The 14,959-nt window shown below is 75.0% G+C and carries 13 protein-coding genes; 11 read left to right on the plus strand and 2 right to left on the minus strand.

What is annotated here, in order from left to right:
- The first annotated feature begins 8 nt into the window (after nt 1–8).
- The 4 genes from cydB to AD017_RS28045 all read left to right on the plus strand — a co-directional run bounded on the left by cydB (nt 9) and on the right by AD017_RS28045 (nt 6,135).
- A complete protein-coding gene (gene cydB, locus AD017_RS28030) occupies nt 9–1,070 on the plus strand; it encodes a cytochrome d ubiquinol oxidase subunit II (RefSeq protein ID WP_060576118.1) in 1,062 nt (353 codons plus the stop codon).
- Complete coding sequence (gene cydD / locus AD017_RS28035; protein WP_060576119.1) at nt 1,067–2,842, plus strand: thiol reductant ABC exporter subunit CydD; 1,776 nt, start codon at nt 1,067–1,069, stop codon at nt 2,840–2,842. Before cydB ends, cydD begins: the two co-directional genes overlap by 4 nt.
- Nucleotides 2,839–4,515, plus strand: coding sequence for a thiol reductant ABC exporter subunit CydC (cydC, locus tag AD017_RS28040; RefSeq protein ID WP_060576120.1), 1,677 nt, complete (start codon nt 2,839–2,841; stop codon nt 4,513–4,515). Before cydD ends, cydC begins: the two co-directional genes overlap by 4 nt.
- A 264-nt stretch (nt 4,516–4,779) precedes the next feature.
- On the plus strand, nt 4,780–6,135 hold the full coding sequence (locus AD017_RS28045) for a hypothetical protein (RefSeq protein WP_010240695.1): 1,356 nt from the start codon (nt 4,780–4,782) through the stop codon (nt 6,133–6,135).
- A gap of 78 nt (nt 6,136–6,213) precedes the next feature.
- Here AD017_RS28045 and fabG read toward each other — a convergent pair whose 3' ends face one another.
- Nucleotides 6,214–6,972: a 3-oxoacyl-ACP reductase FabG gene (fabG, locus tag AD017_RS28050; RefSeq protein ID WP_060576121.1), complete on the minus strand. Its 759-nt coding sequence runs from the start codon at nt 6,970–6,972 to the stop codon at nt 6,214–6,216.
- A 212-nt stretch (nt 6,973–7,184) separates the two neighbouring features.
- Here fabG and AD017_RS28055 point away from each other — a divergent pair, with 212 nt between their 5' ends.
- From AD017_RS28055 to AD017_RS28075, 5 genes are all read left to right on the plus strand, one after another.
- Nucleotides 7,185–7,943, plus strand: coding sequence for a class I SAM-dependent methyltransferase (locus AD017_RS28055; RefSeq protein ID WP_060576122.1), 759 nt, complete (start codon nt 7,185–7,187; stop codon nt 7,941–7,943).
- A 107-nt stretch (nt 7,944–8,050) separates the two neighbouring features.
- Nucleotides 8,051–9,040: an iron-siderophore ABC transporter substrate-binding protein gene (locus AD017_RS28060; protein WP_060576123.1), complete on the plus strand. Its 990-nt coding sequence runs from the start codon at nt 8,051–8,053 to the stop codon at nt 9,038–9,040.
- 25 nt (nt 9,041–9,065) lie between these two features.
- Nucleotides 9,066–9,827, plus strand: a complete 762-nt coding sequence (locus AD017_RS28065; RefSeq protein WP_060576124.1) for an SDR family NAD(P)-dependent oxidoreductase — start codon at nt 9,066–9,068, stop codon at nt 9,825–9,827.
- A 48-nt stretch (nt 9,828–9,875) separates the two neighbouring features.
- Nucleotides 9,876–10,457 (plus strand): hemerythrin domain-containing protein, encoded by a 582-nt coding sequence (locus AD017_RS28070; protein ID WP_010240685.1) that lies wholly within the window; start codon nt 9,876–9,878, stop codon nt 10,455–10,457.
- Entirely contained in the window at nt 10,454–11,275 is an 822-nt protein-coding gene (locus tag AD017_RS28075) for a family 1 encapsulin nanocompartment shell protein (protein ID WP_060576125.1), read from the plus strand. The genes AD017_RS28070 and AD017_RS28075 overlap by 4 nt, the downstream gene beginning before the upstream one ends.
- Before the next feature lie 67 nt (nt 11,276–11,342).
- On the opposite strand, the gene AD017_RS28080 is transcribed toward AD017_RS28075, so the two are convergent.
- Complete coding sequence (locus tag AD017_RS28080; protein ID WP_010240681.1) at nt 11,343–12,935, minus strand: Na+/H+ antiporter; 1,593 nt, start codon at nt 12,933–12,935, stop codon at nt 11,343–11,345.
- Nucleotides 12,936–13,022: 87 nt separating this feature from the next.
- On the opposite strand from AD017_RS28080, the gene AD017_RS28085 reads away from it, so the two are divergent.
- On the plus strand, nt 13,023–13,556 hold the full coding sequence (locus AD017_RS28085) for a YbhB/YbcL family Raf kinase inhibitor-like protein (protein ID WP_060576126.1): 534 nt from the start codon (nt 13,023–13,025) through the stop codon (nt 13,554–13,556).
- A gap of 7 nt (nt 13,557–13,563) precedes the next feature.
- Nucleotides 13,564–14,853, plus strand: a complete 1,290-nt coding sequence (locus AD017_RS28090) for a hypothetical protein (protein ID WP_060576127.1) — start codon at nt 13,564–13,566, stop codon at nt 14,851–14,853.
- Nucleotides 14,854–14,959 lie beyond the last annotated feature (106 nt).

The raw sequence follows: 14,959 nt of genomic DNA on the forward strand, positions 1-14,959 counted from the left end.
AGAGCGTCATGGACCTGCCCACGATCTGGTTCCTGGCCGTCGCCGTCCTCTGGACCGGCTACCTCGTGCTCGAGGGGTTCGACTTCGGCGTCGGCATGCTGGTGCGCGCGTTCGGCCGCGACGAGGAGGACCGCGAGGTCGCGCTCGGCGCCATCGGCCCCGTCTGGGACGGCAACGAGGTCTGGCTGATCGCCGCCGTCGGCGCGATGTTCGCCGCGTTCCCCGCCTGGTACGCGGCCACCCTCTCCGGCCTGTACGTCCCCGTCCTGCTGGTGCTCCTGGCGCTGATCGTGCGCGGGGTCGGGCTGGAGTACCGCCACAAGCGCGACGACGACGCCTGGAAGCTCCGCTGGGACGTCGGCATCGGCATCGGGTCGCTGGTCCCCGCCTTCGTGTGGGGGATGGTGCTCGCGAACCTGGTACGCGGACTGCCGACGACCACGACGGCGCCGGGGAACGGCGCGAACACCGTGGTCACGGCGTCGCTGCTCGACCTCGCCAACGGCTACGCGCTGCTCGGCGGCGTCGTCACCACCGCCCTGTTCCTGCTGCACGGCGCGGTGTTCCTCGCCCTGAAGACCGACGGCCCGGTCCGCCGCCGGGCCCACCGCTTCGCGGTCCGCGCGGTGGTCCCGGTACTGCTGGTGACCGTCGCGTTCCTGACCGCCACGCTGGCCCTGCGCGCCCCGTCCTGGACCACCCCGGTGGCCTGGGCGTCCGGGCTGGCGCTGGCGCTCGCCGGGCTCGCCCTGCTCCTGGGCCGCGAGGGCTGGGCGTTCACCGCCACCGCGACCGCGGTCGGGGCGCTGTCGGTGGTCCTCTTCGGGCAGCTCCACCCGGAGCTGCTGGTCTCGACCACCGACCCGGCGCACACCCTGACGGTGGCGAACGCGGCGTCCGCGCCGTACACGCTGACCGTGATGAGCTGGGTCGCGGTCGTGTTCCTGCCGCTGGTGCTGCTCTACCAGAGCTGGAGCTACTGGGTGTTCCGCAGGCGGCTCGGCGGCGACCGGGTGTCGCCCGCCGGGACCGACGGCTCTGGCGGCGCGGCGGTACCGGCGCCACGATGAGCGTCGTGTCCCGGCCCGCTCCCGCCTCCCCGCCGGTCGATCCCCGGCTCGTCCGGACCGCGAGCGCCGTCCGGGTGCACCTGCTGGTCGCGGCCGTCTGCGGGGTCGCGGCGACCGGCCTGATCCTGGCGCAGGCCTGGCTGGTGTCCCGGGTCGTCGCCGGGGCGACCCCGGCCTTCACCGGCGACGGGTCACCGCTGGGCCCGGGCTCCGGGCTCGACGTGCTGTGGCCGCTCGTCGTGGGGGTCGCCGGCGTGCCGCTGGCCCGCGCCCTGCTGTCCTACGGGGCGGAGTCCGCGGCGCTGCGCAGCGCCGCACGCGCCAAGTCGCAGCTGCGGATGCAGCTGGTCCGGAGGCTCGCCGCGGCCCCGCCGGACCCGTCGCGGTCCACCGGGCAGGTCGTCACACTCGCCACCCGCGGCCTCGACGCACTCGACGACTACTTCGCCCGCTACCTGCCCCAGCTCGTCCTCGCGGTGCTGGTCCCGGTGGCCGTGCTGGTCGTCGTCGGCGGCGCGGACTGGATCTCCGCGGTCGTCATCGGCGTGACGCTGCCGCTGATCCCGGTCTTCATGGCGCTGGTCGGGATGCACACCCGCGCGCGCACCGACCGGCAGTGGCGGCTGCTGTCGCGGCTCGGCGGGCACTTCCTCGACGTCGTGCAGGGCCTCCCGACGCTGGCGCTGTTCCGGCGGGCGACCGTCGTCGCCGAGAAGGTCCGCGAGACCACCGACCAGCACCGCACCGCCACCATGGGGACGCTGCGGGTGGCGTTCCTGTCCGCGTTCGTGCTGGAGCTGCTCGCGACCCTCGCCGTGGCGCTCGTCGCCGTCGAGGTCGGGCTGCGGCTGCTCTACGGCGACCTCGACTACGCGACGGCGCTGTTCGTGCTGATCCTCGCGCCGGAGGCGTACCTGCCGCTGCGCGAGGTCGGCGCCCGGTTCCACGCGAGCTTGGAGGGCGTCGCCGCCGCCCGGCAGGTGTTCGACGAGCTCGACCGCCCCTCCACCGGCCCGGCAGGCGGGACCCTCCCCCCACCGGCGCCCGCCCCCGCCGGGCGCGCGCTGGCCGTCGACGCGCTCCACGTCCGGTACCCGGGCGCCCCCGCCGACGCACTGACCGGTCTCTCACTGGAGCTGCGCCCCGGGGAGTCGGTGCTGCTCAGCGGACCGTCCGGGTCGGGGAAGTCGACCCTGCTGGGGGTGCTGCTCGGCTTCGTGGCCCCCACGGGCGGCACGGTGCGCGTGCCCGGCCCGGGTTGCGCCGACCGGGAGCTCGCCGACCTGGATCTCGACGCGTGGCGGCGCACTGTCGCCTGGGTGCCCCAGCAACCGCACCTGTTCGCCGGGTCGGTCGCCGACAACGTGCGGCTCGGCGAGCCCGGTGCGTCCGACACCGCGGTACGCGAGGCGGGCCGCCGGTCCGGTCTCGACGCCGTCGTCGCGGGCCTGCCGCAGGGCTGGGACACCCCGCTCGGCGAGGGCGGCGCGCGGCTGTCGTCCGGGGAACGGCAGCGGGTCGCGCTGGCCAGGGCGTTCCTGCGGGACGCCCCGCTGGTCCTGCTCGACGAGCCCACCGCGCACCTCGACCCGGACTCGGCCGAGGCCGTCCGCTCCGCGGCCGCGGACCTGCTCCGCGGCCGGACGGCGGCCGTCGTCGCGCACGACGCCGGCTGGGCCGAGCACACCGACCGCACCGTGCACCTGGAGCGGGGCCGGATCACCGGGCCCGTCCCGGCCCACGGCCCCGAGCGGGACGAGGCCCGCCGATGAGCACCCCGAGCGCCCCCGGGGGCCCCTGGTCGCTCGCCGGGTCCGTGCTCCGCCCGCAGGCCCGCGGTGTCCTCGGCGGCGCCCTGCTCGGCGCGCTCGCGACGGCCTGCGGGGCCGGGCTGTTGTCGCTGGCCGCGTGGCTGCTGGCCACGGCCGCGCAGCACCCGTCGGTGACGGCGCTGTCGGTCGCCGTCGTGCTCACCCGGGCGCTGGGCGTCGGGCGCGGCGTCACCCGCTACGCGGAGCGGCTGGTCGGTCACGACGCCGCCCTCCGCGCGCTGTCCGACATGCGCAACCGGGTCTACGCCCGGCTCGCCGCGACCGAGCCGGTCCGCCGGTTCCGGTCCGGCGACCTGGTGTCGCGGCTGGTCACCGACACCGACTCGGTCCAGGACCTCGTCGTGCGGGGTGTACTGCCGGTGGTGGCCGCCGCCCTCGTCGGCTCGGGGGCGGTGCTGCTCGCCACCGTGCTGCTCGTGCCCGGTGGCGCGCTGCTCGCGGCCGGGCTGCTGCTGGCGGGCGTCGCCGTCCCGGCGTTCGCCGCGGCGCTGTCCCGGGGGCCTGCCGCCCGCGCCGGCAGGGCCCGCGCCGGGCTGTCGGCGGGGCTCGTCGACCTTCTCGACGGCGCCCCCGACCTGCTCGCGTACGGCGCCACCGGCCGGGCCGTGGCCGCCGTCGAGCGGGCCGACGCGGAGCTGACCCACACCGCCCGCCGCGACGCCGTCCTGCTGGGGCTGGGCGCCGGGTCCGGTGCGCTGGTCGCCGGGCTCACCCTCGCGGGGACGCTGCTGCTCGGTGTCGCCGCCGTCGGGGACGGCACCCTCGGCGCCGTCCCGATGGCGGTCCTCGTGCTCACCGCACTCGCCGCGTTCGAGATCACGGCGCCGCTACCGGCCGCCGCGGCCCGGCTCGCGAGCGTCCGGGCCGGCCTGGCGCGGCTCGTCCCGGTGCTGTCCGCCGAGCCGGCGGTGACCCACCGGGCCCCGGGGGCCGAGCCGCTCCCCCGGCGCGGCGGGCTGCGGATCCGCGGTCTCGTCGTCGCCCACCCGGACCCGGACGGGACACCGGGCCGCACCGTCCTCGACCGGCTCGACCTCGACGTCGCCGAGGGCGAGCACGTCGCGCTGGTCGGCGCCAGCGGCTCCGGGAAGTCGACGCTCGCCTCGGTGCTGTTCCGGTTCCTGGACCCGGTCGCCGGTTCGGTCACCCTCGGCGGGCAGGAGCTCACCACCCGTCCGCCGGACGAGGTGCGGGTCGTCGTCTCCGGCGTCCCGGCCGACCCGCACGTGTTCGACTCGACGGTGCGGGAGAACCTGCGCCTGGCCCGGCCCGCGGCGCCCGACGACGAGCTGGCCGGCGTCCTGCGCCGGGTCGGGCTCGGCGGCCTGGCGCTCGACGACGAGGTCGGCGCGCACGGCGCCCGGCTCTCCGGCGGGATGCGGCGCCGGCTCGCGCTCGCCAGGGCGCTGCTCGTCGACCCGGCCGTCCTGGTGCTCGACGAGCCCACGGCCCACCTGGACCCGGACACCCGCGACGCCGTCCTCGACGACCTGCTGGTCGCGGCGGCCGGTCGCACCCTGCTGCTGATCACCCACGACCCGGCCGTCCTGCACCGGGTGCACGCCGTGCACACACTGCGCGACGGGCGGTTGCACCCCCGCAACGGGGGGTGACGAACCGGCAGCCGAACCGCGCCCCTACCCTGCTCCGAACACCGGGTGCGGCGCGTGGACGACCGGTCGCGCACCGCTCTCAGGTGGATCACAGGACCCCGCTGCCACGCTGGGAGCGACCATCGGGTGACACGGTCCCGCCCCGTGGTCGTGAACGAGCCGAGACCGTGTCAGAACGTGAGGTCCCCACCCGTGCGAGTGTTGCGCCGTCCCTCCCCGACGACGTCCCCCCGGCGGCCCCGGCCGACCGGCCGGGCGCGGAGGGTGTCCCTGCCGGCCGCCCTCCTGGCCGGGGTCCTGACCCTGGCGTCGTGCACCTCCGGCGGGACCGGTGAGGACGCGACCGGCGCCGCCCCGGCCTCCGGGCTGGAGGCCTCGGCACGCGCCGTCGACCTGAACGACGGCTGGACGTGGGATCCGCAGCCCGGTCCGATGGAGCTCGGCGTCACCCACACGCAGAACAGCCTGGACGACACCGAGCCCGCCGCCGCCCGGCAGCGCGGCACGGACATCCTGTCCAGCCTCGGCCAGGAGTACCAGAACCACCACCTCATGGGCTTCGGCACGCTGAACCCGGAGCCCGCCCCCGGCCAGTTCGAGTGGGGCTCCCTGGACCGCCGGATGGCGCTCACCGAGGAGACCGGCGGCAAGGCGATGCTCACGCTGTGCTGCGGGCCGGACTGGATGAAGGGCGGCCCGCCCGGGGTCACGGCGTGGGACAAGCTGGAGCGCCAGATCCTGCCGGAGTTCTTCGACGACTACGCGAACCTCGCCCGCGAGGCCGTCCAGCGCTACCCGCAGGTCGACCGCGTCCTGGTCTGGAACGAGCTCAAGGGCTTCTACCACGAGGACCAGAACCGCTGGGACTACGAGGGCTACACCGAGCTCTACAACAAGGTCTACCAGGCCGTGAAGTCCGTCCGGCCGGACGTGCAGGTCGGCGGGCCCTACGTCGTCATGAGCAGCGTGCCGGCGGACTCCTCGGACGCCTCCGACATCCGCGGCCCGTGGGGCGCGCTCGACCAGCGCCCGCTCGACGTCCTCGACTACTGGCTGCGCAACAACGTGGGCGCGGACTTCATCGTCGTCGACGGCTCGACCACCAACCGCGGCCAGCAGGACGCGATCTCCCCGGTCGACGTCGGCGCCGAGAAGTTCTCCGTCATCGACCGGTGGATCCAGGAGCGGACCCAGCTGCCGATCTGGTGGGCCGAGTTCTACGCGAACGTCCCGGCCGACGCCCAGGCCGGCTACGGCACCCCGGCCAGCGCGGTCTCGACCCTGGCCGTCCTGCAGTCGATGGCCCGGTCCGGCACCCAGGGCGCGCTGCTGTGGGGCCCGGAGGGCAGCGACTCGCTGGAGTACTCGTCGCTCTGGAGCCCCGCCACCGAGGAGGACGGCGGGCAGCCGACGGCGATGACCGACGCCTGGCGCTGGCTGGTCCCGAAGCTGCGCGAGGGGACCGTCGAGCTCGGCCGCGCCCAGGGCTCCACGCTCGCCGCGTTCCGCGCCCCGGACGGCTCCGTCCTGCTGATGAACCTCGCCGGCGAACCGGTCGAGGTCCCCGGGCAGGAGGACATCCCGGGCTGGGCGATCGTCCCCATGGAGGCCGGCACCTGATCCGGACGCACCCGGGACGACGACGGGGCCGGTCCACCTGCGCGGTGGGCCGGCCCCGTCGTCGTCATGGGGTCCCGGTCAGGCCTTGGGGCCACCGGCCACGTAGATGATCTGGCCGCTGACGAACGACGACCGCTCGTCGGCGAAGAACGACACGGTGTGGGCGATGTCCTCGACCGCGCCGGGGCGCTGGACCGGGATCTCCTTGGCGCGGGCGGACTTGAACTCCTCCCAGTCCACGCCGAGCCGCTCCGCGGTCGCCTTCGTCATCTCGGAGGCGATGAACCCGGGGGCGATGCAGTTCGCGGTCACGCCGAACTTGCCCAGCTCGATGGCGAGGGTCTTGGTGAAGCCCTGCAGGCCTGCCTTGGCGGTGGAGTAGTTCGCCTGGCCGCGGTTGCCCAGCGCCGAGGTCGACGACAGGTTGACCACCCGGCCCCACTGCGCGTCGACCATGTGCTTCTGGACCGCGCGGGTCATCAGGAACGAGCCGCGCAGGTGCACGCCCATCACGGCGTCCCAGTCGTCGGTGCTCATCTTGAACAGCAGGTTGTCCTTGGTGATCCCGGCGTTGTTGACCAGGATCGTCGGGGCACCGAGCTTCTCGGTGACCGTCTCGACCGCTGCCGCGACGGCGGCCTCGTCGGCCACGTTCGCCCCGACGGCGGCCGCGGTGCCCCCGGCGCCCTCGATCGCCTCGACGGTCGCCTTCGCCGCCGACTCCTCCAGGTCCAGCACGGCCACCTTGTGCCCGTCGGCCGCCAGCCGGATAGCGGTGGCCGCGCCGATCCCGCGGGCACCCCCGGTGACGATGGCGGTCCTCTGCTGCTGGGTCATGTCTCTCCTCGCGTCTCGGGTTATCGCCGGTGATCCCGGTGCGGCACACCACCGGACGCGAGAGTCCGCCCGGGTCCGGGGCGCCGCCGGAGCCGATCGTGTCACCCCGCGCACGCGAATGGGCAGGCGGCTGTGCGGGATTGCTCACCCCTTACGCGGCGGCGAGGTTCGACTAACGTCGGAGCGTCCGTTCCCGACCAGGAAGGATTTTCATGGCCGTCGAGCGTTCCCACCCCTCCTACCGGCTGGCCCTGCCGGAACCCACCGCCTCGTTCGAGCAGGACGTGGAGTACTGCGTCCTCGACGACGGGGACGGGTGGACCGAGTACCGGTTCCACGACTACGACGCGTTGTACCGGATCCCGGGCCTCTACGAGAAGCTCTTCTACGACATCCTGCAGTGCCAGTCGCCACCGGTGGTGTGCGACCTCCTCGCCGAGCAGCTGACCGGCGAGAACGTCGACCCCTCGGGCCTGCGGGTGCTCGACGTCGGGGCCGGCAACGGCATCGTCGCCGAGGAACTCCGGACCCGCGGGATCGGCAAGGTCGTCGGGGTGGACATCATCCCGGAGGCCCGCGAGGCCGCCGAGCGCGACCGTCCGGGTGTCTACGACGACTACCACGTGATCGACCTCACGGCGCTGGACGACGGCGAGGCCTCGGCCATCGCCTCCGGCGGGTTCGACGCGCTGACCTGTGTGGCCGCGCTCGGGTTCGGGGACATCCCGCCCGCGGCCTTCCGGGCGGCGCTGGACATGGTCGCGGTGGACGGATTCGTCGCCATCACGTTGCGTGACGACTTCCTCTCCGAGGCCGACACCTCCGGCTTCGCCGGGCTGATCACCTCACTGCTGGAGACCGGGGAGCTCGAACAGCTGGGCTCCACCGTCTACCGGCACCGCCTCGCGACCTCTCGCGATCCCCTGCTCTACCGGGCCGTCGTGGCCCGCAAGCGCCGCCCGCGCGCGTAGTACCGGAGCGCCCGCGTCGGCCGCACCGGCGCGATCGACGCGGGCGCGAACGCGGTACGGAAAACGGGCATCTCGCCCGTAAGGGGAGGCTCGGCTAATGTCGGCACGTGCTTCGCAAGCTGCTTCCGGTGCTGGCCCTGTTCGGCCTGCTGACCGCGTGCTCCTCCGCCCCCGCCCCGGACTCCGCCTCCGGCGCGCCCGCCCCTGCCTCCGACGGCGCCTTCCCGGCCCGGATCGAGCACGTCTACGGCAGCACCGAGATCCCCGAGCAGCCGCAGCGCGTCGTGGCACTCGGTGTCACCGACGCCGACCCGGTGCTCGCGCTCGGCGTCACGCCGGTCGCCACGGCCACGTACACGTTCTACGAGGAGGCCGGCGGCCTCGGCCCGTGGGCACGCGACCTCGTGCAGGGCGAACCGCCGGTCGTCCTGACCGGGGACCCGAACCTCGAGCAGATCGCCGCACTCGCCCCGGACGTGATCATCGCCGTCAGCGCGGGCATCGAGCAGCCGATGTACGAGCAGCTCTCCGCCATCGCCCCGGTCGTCGCCCGCCCGGCGGGGACGATCGCGTTCGGTGTGCCCCGCAGCGACCAGATGCGGACCGTCGCGACCGCGCTCGGGCAGCCCGAGCGCGGCGAGGAGCTGATCCGCCAGGCCGACGCCGCGTTCGCCGACGCCGTCGCCGCCAACCCCGCCTTCCGGGGGAAGGTCGGGGCGACCGTGCTGCCCTTCGACGGCAAGTACGGCGCCTTCACCACCGCCGACGCCCGCGGCCAGTTCATGGCCGGGCTGGGCTTCGTCCAGCCGCCGCGGATCGCCGAGCAGGACACCGGCAGCTTCTACGTCGAGGTGTCGTCCGAGCAGGCGAGCCTGCTCGACGGCGACGCACTCGTGATGCTGGCCGACGAGGGTGCCGCGAAGACCCAGGTCGACGGCGACCCGGTGCTGCAGCAGGTGCCGGTCGTCGCGCAGGGCCGCATGGTCGTCCCGGACGCCGACACCCGCGGCGCGATGACCTACAACAGCGTGCTCTCGGCTCCGTTCGCGCTGGAGCGGCTGGTGCCGCAGCTGGCGGCCACGCAGCAGCAGGGCTGAGCCGGCGCCGGTTAGGGTCTCGACCGTGAGCGTGATGGAGCGATTCCGACTGGACGGCAAGGTCGCCGTCGTCACCGGTGCGTCGTCGGGGCTGGGGGTGGCCTTCGCGAAGGGCCTCGCCGAGGCCGGCGCGGACCTGGTGCTCGGCGCCCGGCGCACCGACAAGCTGGCCGACACCGTGAAACTGGTCGAGGCCGCGGGGCGGCGCGCCGTCGCCGTCGCCACCGACGTGGCGGTACCCGACGACTGCCGGGCCCTCGCCCAGGCCGCCGTCGACGAGTTCGGCCGGCTCGACGTGCTGGTGAACAACGCCGGGGTGGGCACCGCGGTGCCCGCGCTGAAGGAGACCCCCGAGCAGTTCTCCCAGGTCGTCGACATCAACCTGAACGGCAGCTACTGGATGGCGCAGGCCTGCGCCGCCCACATGCAGCCGGGGTCGAGCATCGTCAACATCTCCAGCATCCTCGGCCTCACGACGGCCGGGCTGCCGCAGGCCGCGTACTCGGCGTCGAAGGCCGGCGTCATCGGCCTGACCCGGGACCTCGCGCAGCAGTGGTCCGGCCGCAGGGAGATCCGGGTCAACGCGATCGCGCCCGGTTTCTTCGCCTCCGAGATGACCGAGCAGTACAAGCCCGGGTACCTGGAGAAGATGGCCGAGCGCATCCCGATGGGCCGCAAGGACGACCCCGAGGAGCTGACCGCGGCCGTGCTGTTCCTCGCCTCCGACGCCGGCGGCTACCTGACCGGGCAGACCGTCGCCGTCGACGGTGGGATCACCATCACCTGAGCGCGTTCCCGGCGCGCCGGGCGGGCCGCGCGGTCCTAGGCTCGCCGTGTGCCCGACATCACGACGCTGATCCTCGACGATCACGCCTGGTTCCGGCGGCAGTTCGCGGAGCTCGACGAGCTCCAGGCGCGCGCCGGGACCGACACGCGCGAGCTGACACGGCTCTGGGAGCCCCTGGCCGCCCGGCTCGACGTGCACGCGATCGCCGAGGAGAAGATCTTCTACCCGCAACTGCTGCAGCACGGCGAGGACCCCGAGGACGAGACCCTCGACGCGATCGGCGACCACAACGAGATCCGCGACGGGGTCGCGCGCGCCGAGCGCAACCCCGTCGGCTCGGCCGAGTGGTGGGCGGGCGTCTGGGACGCCCGCCGCGCCAACGACGAGCACATGGGCGAGGAGGAGAACGAGGGCCTCGCGAACTTCCGGCTGCACGCCACCACCGGCCTGCGCGAGTCGCTCGGCCGGCAGTTCGAGGAGTTCATGGGCGCCCACCCCACCCCCGCCGGGCTCGACAACTCCGACAAGGACCCCGAGGCCTACGTCGAGGAGATCGAGAACCGCATCGACCCGCCGGACCCGTCCACCACCGGGCTCGGCATCGGCGACCTGAAGGGACGGCAGCAGTGACGGTCCAGGACCACCTCCTCCGCGACAAGGCCCCGATCCCCGTCACCGCCTGGAAGGCCATCGACGACGAGGCCCGCGAGCGCCTCACCCCGCTGCTCGCCGGACGCCGGATCGCCGACTGGGGCGGGACGGCCGGCTGGGAGGCGTCGTCGGTGGCGCTCGGGCGCTCGACGCGGCTGTCCGGGCCGCCACCGGGGGTGAAGGCCACCGACGCGACGGCGCGGCTGCGCCGGGTCCAGCCGCTCGCCGAGGTGCGGGTGCCCTTCACGGTGTCCCGTGACGAGATCGACGACCTCGAGCGCGGCGCCCAGGACCCCGAGTTCGACGACCTCGCCCGAGCAGCCCGGGAGGCCTCCGAGATCGAGAACCGGGCGCTGTTCCACGGCTGGCCGGACGCCCTCATCGAGGGCATCGCCGCGTCGAGCCCGTACGACGCGCTGGGGCTCGGCGAGGAGACCGACCGGTACCCGGCCGTCGTCGCGCGGGCGGTGGACGTGCTGCGGCGGAACGGCATCGAGGGGCCGTTCGCGCTGGCCGTCGCACCGGAGGGCTTCACCCGGATCGCGGAGACCGCCGAGCACGGCGGCTACCCGCTGTTCGACCACCTGACCCGGATCCTGGGCGGGCAGATCCTGCGCGCGCCCGGCCTCGACGGCGCGCTCGTCGTGTCCCAGCGCGGCGGGGACTTCGTCCTCGACGTCGGCCAGGACGTCGCGATCGGCTACTCCGACCACGACGCCCGCGAGGTGCACCTCTACCTGGAGGAGTCCTTCACCTTCCGGGTCACCGAACCGGACGCGGCGATCGTCCTGCGCTGAGCGGCCGGGCCGAGCGGCAGGTGTGGGCCGGACGGCACGTCCGGCCGGCCCACACCGCGCCGGTGTCTCAGTCGAGCAGCACGGTCCGCAGGTCGAGGCGGCGCAGGACCCGGTCGGCGGCGTGCGGGTCCACCCCCGGCTCCCGGCGGGCCGCCAGCACCTCGGTCCGGGCCGCGGCCAGGGCCGAGGCCTGCGCGTCGGCGATCTGCCCGCGCACCGCCTTCATGGTGGCGAACTGCTTGCGCTCCTCGTCGGACGGCGTCTCCCCGGACAGCACCGCCTCCAGACGCTCGACCCGGTCGCGCATCCGCGCGCCGACCTCCTCCGGGAGGTCACGGACCTTCTGCTCGAACTCCATGGTCGCCATCGCGGCCCGCCGGGCCCGCAGGACGATCTCCCGTTCGGCGCGCTCCTCGGCCTCGGCCTCGTCGTCCACACCCAGCGCGCGGACCAGCAGCGGCAGCGTGAACCCGGGCACCAGCAGGGTCACCACCAGCACCGACACGGCGATGAGCACCAGCTCGGCGCGGTACGGGAACGGCTCGCCGGTGGCCAGCGTCGTCGGCAGGGACAGCGCGAGCGCCAGCGTCGCGAGTCCCCGCATCCCGCACCAGGCCAGCAGCACCGCCTCCCGGCCGGTGCGCGGCGCGGCGCTGACGTCGTCGGTGCGGCGCACGACCCGCCAGGCGGCGACCATCCAGACCGTCCGCACGACGACCACCACGAGACACACGAGCGCGGCGTGCCCGAGCATCCGTGGCAGCTCGTCCCCGGCGGCCGCGACGACCTGGCGCAGGTCCAGCCCGATCAGCCCGAACGCGATGCCGGTGACGAGCAGCTCCACGACGTTCCACAGCGACGACTGGGTGATCCGCTCGGCGGCCTCGTCGGCGTCCGCCCCGGCGCGCAACTGCAGGGCGAGCACGACGACGGCGATCACCCCGGACGCGTGGATCTCCTCGGCGGCCAGGTAGGTGGCGAACGGCAGCACCAGGGTCAGCGCGCTGCGGCCGGTGGAGTCGGTGAGACGGCCGAGCACGGTGCGGGCGAGCCAGGCGACCGCCAGCCCGAGGAGGACGGCGGCGACGGCTCCCGCGACGAACCGCGTGCCGAGCGCGAGCGGGCTGAGTTCGTCGCCGGAGACGGTCGCGAGCACCGCGGTCTGGAAGATGACCAGGGCGGTCGCGTCGTTGAACAGGCCCTCGCTCTGCAGCACGGAGATCATCCGGCGCGGGATCGGCGTCTGACCCGCGACGGCCTCCACCGCCACCGGGTCGGGCGGCGCCACCATCGCCCCGAGCGCGATCGCCGCGGTCACCGCGATCCCCGGGACCAGCACCCACACCGTCCCTGCGACCGCGGTGACGGTGACCAGGACCAGCGCGACGGCGAGCAGTGCGATCGTCCGCCAGCGAGCCCGGAACACCGCCCACGACGTCCGCTGCGCGGTCGCGAACAGCAGCGGCGGCAGGAACAGCGGCAGGATCAGCTCGGGATCCACGACGAACGCGTCGGGCAGACCCGGGACCAGCGCGACGGCGGCGCCGAGGACGACCATGAGGGCAGGCCAGGGCAGTCGCAGCCGCTCCCCCACCCCGACCAGGACGACCGCCGCCAGCATCAGGCCGACGACCACCAGCAGCATCTCCACCCGCACCACCCTGCCCGTTCCTCACCGCACCGCGGAGCGGCGCGCCGTGCCAGGATTCACCCGATCACATGCATCCGAGACGAGGAGGTCCACCCCGTGCCCCGCAACCCCTACGACGAGCTGCCCCCGGTCCAGTCGTTCACCCTGACCAGCACGGACGTGAACGACGGCGCTGCCCTCTCCACGCCCCAGCTGTCCGGCATCTTCGGTGCCGGCGGTGAGGACGTGTCGCCGCAGCTGTCCTGGTCCGGCGCCCCCGAGGGCACCCGCTCCTATGTGGTCACCTGTTTCGACCCGGACGCCCCGACCGGCGCCGGGTTCTGGCACTGGGCCGTCCTGGACATCCCGGCCTCGGTCACGGAGCTGCCGACCGGCGCGGGCGACGACACGGGTTCCGGCCTGCCGGACGGCGCCGTGCAACTCGCGAACGACGCGAGCCTGCGCCGCTTCCTCGGCGCGGCCCCGCCGCCCGGGCACGGACCGCACCGCTACTACTTCGTCGTCCACGCGGTCGACGTCCCGTCGCTGGAGGTGCCGGCCACCGCGACGCCGTCGTTCCTCGGGTTCAACCTGTTCGGCCACACCCTCGCCCGCGCGGTGCTGGTGGGTACGCACGCGAACCTGAGCTGAGTCGGTCGTGGACGTCGGCGACGCCGCGGACCGGCTCTACCGGGTCGCGCCCGAGGACTTCGTCGCCGTCCGCGACGATCTGGTCGCGCAGGCCCGGGCCGCCGGGGAGCGCGCCGCCGCGAAGGAGATCGCGGGGTTCAAGCGTCCGACGCGGGCGGCCTGGCTGACGAACCTGCTGGTCGCCGCCGTCCCGGACGAGGTGGCGGGTCTGCTGGAGCTGGCCGGTCCGCTGGCCGAGGCCCAGCGCTCCCTGGACGGTGCGGAGCTGCGCCGGGTCTCGGCGCAGCGGTCCCGGCTGGTCGGCGGGCTGGCCCGGCGGGCGGCCGGGCTCGGCCGCGACGCCGGGCAGCGGATCGACTCCGGGCTGGAGCGCGACGTCCGCGCGGTGCTGGAGGCGGCGCTGGCCGATCCGGAGCTGGCCGAGCAGGTCCGCGCCGGACGGCTGGTGCGCGCCGAGCGCCACAGCGGCTTCGGGACCTTCGGCTTCGAGACTGCCGACCCCGGAACCACCGGCTCCGCGCCGAGCGGCTCCGGGGCAGGCGGCACCGGGGCAGTCGGCACAGGAACGGGCAGCACCGCGGGCAGCACCGCCGATTCCCACGCCGCGCCCCGGGACCGGGCCGACGCACCGGACACGGCCGCCGGCCGCCGCTCCGGGCGTTCCGCGGAACGCCGCAGTGGACCGTCGCGGCACGCCCCGGCAGACCCGGGCGGCTCCGACGGCTCCGACGGCTCCGGCGGCTCGGGCGGCTCGAGCGGCTCGAGCGGCAGCGAGGACGGTCGGGAGCACCCCGGAGACCGTGCCGGGGCGGGGGCCGCGGCCGGCGCCACGGCGGAGACACCTGCGGGAGCCGATGCCGGTGCCGGCGCCCGTGCCGGCGGCGAGCTCGGCCGGAAGCGTCGCGAGATCGACGAGCGGGCGTCCGAGCAGCGTTCCGCGGAACGCCGGGAGCGCGACCGCGCCGCCGCCGAGGACCGGGAGCGCCGCCGGCGCGAGCAGGCACACGCCGAGGCCGAGGACCGGGTGGAGCGGGCCCGGCTCGCCGCCCACGACGCCTCCCGCGAACGCGACCACGCCCGCGAACGCGCCGACGCCGCCACGACCCGGCGCGACGACGCCCACCGCCGCGTCGACGAGCTGCGCGCGGACCTCGACCGGGCCCGCACCGATGTCACCGACGCCGAGCGCGCCCTGCGTTCCGCGGAACGCGACGCCGCCGACGCCGCACGCCGCTCCGGGCGTGCCGACGCCGAGGTCACGCACGCCGAGCGGGCGCTCGCGGACCTGGAGGACTGACGACTCGGACCGGAGTCCCCGACTCGGACCAGCCCACTCGGCCGGCCCCGCCGCCCCGCCGCTCTGCCGGTGCGCCGGTGCGCCGGTGTGCCGCTCCGACGTCACG

This window comes from Pseudonocardia sp. EC080619-01 (assembly GCF_001420995.1).
GTDB lineage: Bacteria > Actinomycetota > Actinomycetes > Mycobacteriales > Pseudonocardiaceae > Pseudonocardia.